Below are 2,326 nucleotides of genomic sequence, written 5' to 3'. Positions count from 1 at the left end.
GAGATGCGCCCGTCGGCGAACCACGCCTTGGCCGCGCGCGGCGCGGGCAGCCGGCTGGTGTCCACGCCCGGCCGCGACAAGGCGGCAGCACCGTGCGCGTTGCGCAACTGCATACCCAGCCACACGCACCGGGCGGCGTGGGTGGGCTGGGTCTCCCTCAGGCACAGAGCGAGCCCGTCGAAGGCGTCGGCGATCCGCAGCGGAAGGGGACACGCGGCGGCGTGCCGGGCGGCAGCGGCATACGTGCTGGCGGCCTGCCCGGTGTCGCCCAAGGCCAACAAGGCGTCGGCGAGCACGATCCGCGCCTCGATCCCGTCGCGCTCGAGGCGGGCGCTGTCGGCGAGCACGACGACATCGGCTGCGATGCCGGCCGCGTGCTCGAAGCGCTCCTCGCACGCGGCATCTCGGGCACCCTGCAGCTGGTAGCCGAGCCGGACGGCCCACGGGAGCGCCTCGGGTTCGGGGGTCAGGGCGGGCGGTTCGCAGGAGATCCGCCGGGCGAGGACATCGGCCAGCAGGGCGATCCGGTCCTCACCGCGGGCCATCGCATCGTGACGTGCCGCGCGAGCGGCGGCCAGCGCCTCGACCTGCCGGCCCTGCTCGCGGGCGATCTGGGCCAGCAGCACGCGGGCGGCGATTCCGAGCCACGCCTCCTCGCCCGTGGCGCCGTCGATGATGAGGGGCGCGATGGCCTCCGCCGTGGCGAGATTGCCCGCGCTCGTCTCGACGTCCATCAGCGTGCGCCGGGCCTGCCGCTCGGCATACGTGTCCTCGCAGCCGAGCGCGAAGATCCGGTCCACCTCGGTGCGGGCAGCGTCGAGTTGGCCGGCGTCGAGATACATCTCGGCCCGGATCGAGGCGATGCGGGCCCGTTGGACATCGGGTGCCAGGGCGATGTCGGCGTGCTGCTCGGCGCGGTCGAGGAAGCGCAGCCCCTCGAAGGTGCCGAGCACCTCGGACGCGCAGATCCCGGCCCGCCGGGCCACCTGGGCACCGACCTCGGGCGGGCCGTCGCCGCTGGCGAGCACGGTCTCGAGGAGGGTGAGGGCGTCCCGCGGACGCATGGCCGTATACAGCGGGCCGAAGGCCCGGTTGGCCATGTCGTAAGCCAGGTCGCGGGTGGCCGGATCGCCGGCACCGTGCGCGATGGCGAAATCGACCGCGTCGTAGTCGGCGAGCCACGGATCGCTTCCCGACCCCTCCTCCTCGCTGGCCGGCAGCGCCGCGTCGGCCCACGCGAGCAGCGCGGCCGTCACGCACGCGGCGTCATCGGTATGCCGCGTCACCTCCAGCGCGTGGCGCCGGGCCGCCGCCGCCATCCGCACGCGTTCGTCCGGGGTGATCTCGACGAGGGAGTGCCGCTCCAGCTGGGCCGCTGCGGCGATGGCCAGGGCCCGCGGCAGCTCGGCCAGCGCCGCGAAGACGTCGAGTCCGACGGGGAAGGCAACGCAGCCCAGCCGGCGGAAGGCCCGTTGGCTCGTCGCGTCCACCATGGCGTAGGAGCGCCCGATGGCGTCGGAGAGCGAGTCTGTCGGCGCGACGGCCGCGAGCCCGACCTGCGCCGCCTGCGCCGCCAGTTGTTCGATGACGAGCGGTATGCCGCCGCTCGCCTCGAGCAGGGAGCGCAGCACAGCCTCGTCCCGGCGCAGGTCGACCAGTTCTCCGCCGGCGCTGGCCAACCGGCCGACGAAAAGCTCCAGGGAGGCGCCCTCGAGGGGTTGGCCCGGAAGCGGCGTGGGCAGCGGCTCCACCCGGAGGTCAAGTCCGTGCGGGGAGCCGGACGGGGTGTGGCTCGTGCTCAGGATCCGGGGCAGGGTGGTGGCCGCGAGGGTCGCCTCGATGAGTTCGAACAGGCCCGGGATCTGCTCCTCGGAGACGCCGTCGAGCACACTGAGCCGGCCCGTGTCGTCCAGCGCCCGGATCAGGGCCGGCAAGGGCGCATCACCCGGGGCGACATCGGGGTTCAGCGCCTGCAGCCAGGCGCCGATGAGCCCGTCGACGTCGTGCACGACGCGCGCATCCACCCACGCGACCTCGCGATCGGCGACGGCGTGCCGCGCGATCAGCGACTTGCCCATGCCGGATGGGCCGACGAGGGTCACCCACCGGCGGTCGATCAGGCTGGAGCGGACGTGTGCCAGCAGGTCACGTCGGCCCAGGCACGGGGGCAGCACGCCGCTCAGGTTACTGGACCTCGGGAGTCCGCCGTCGGTGAGATCTGAACCCGGTGAGCACAGCGGCCAATTGCGCCACCTGAGCAGACAGATTGAGTGAAATTACCGATGCGCAGGGGTCCCGACTGGGTAGTTCCCGAAAGTCGCTGACC

The 2,326-nt window shown here is 73.3% G+C and carries 1 protein-coding gene; it reads right to left on the bottom strand.

Annotated elements, in window-relative coordinates; genetic code table 11:
* Window positions 1-2,174, bottom strand: a 2,174-nt coding sequence (locus tag BN11_RS15845) for a hypothetical protein (protein ID WP_048699306.1), incomplete at its 3' end; no start/stop codon positions are given.
* Window positions 2,175-2,326 lie beyond the last annotated feature (152 nt).

The sequence above is a fragment of the Nostocoides australiense Ben110 genome, assembly GCF_001050535.1.
GTDB lineage: Bacteria > Actinomycetota > Actinomycetes > Actinomycetales > Dermatophilaceae > Nostocoides_A > Nostocoides_A australiense.
Note: the sequence above shows the minus strand (reverse complement) of the source record. Positions and strands in the feature narration are given on the sequence as shown.